The following is a 233-nucleotide window of genomic DNA, read 5'->3' as shown; positions in this document are numbered from 1 at the left end:
GAGCCTGTCCGACACCTCCAGTTGCACCCGAACCTCGGGATTGGCCACCAGAAACTCGGGCACCTTCGGCACCAGTTGCTGCCGCGCGAACGCGACAGGCGCCGTCACGCGCACGAGCCCGCGCGGCACGCCCGACAGCTCGCGGACCTGCGCGAAGCTGGCGGCGATCTGCGCATATTGCCCGCTCGTGCTGTCGACGAGCTGCTGTCCGGCTTCCGTCAGCCGGACGCTGC

1 pseudogene is annotated in these 233 nt (G+C 70.0%); it reads right to left on the bottom strand.

The annotated features are described in order from the left end of the window. A pseudogene (locus SB753_RS41735) lies at positions 1-233 on the bottom strand (LysR family transcriptional regulator); the annotation flags it as partial.

The organism is Paraburkholderia sp. SIMBA_053, assembly GCF_046534895.1.
Classification (GTDB): Bacteria; Pseudomonadota; Gammaproteobacteria; order Burkholderiales; family Burkholderiaceae; genus Paraburkholderia; species Paraburkholderia caledonica.
Note: the sequence above shows the minus strand (reverse complement) of the source record. Positions and strands in the feature narration are given on the sequence as shown.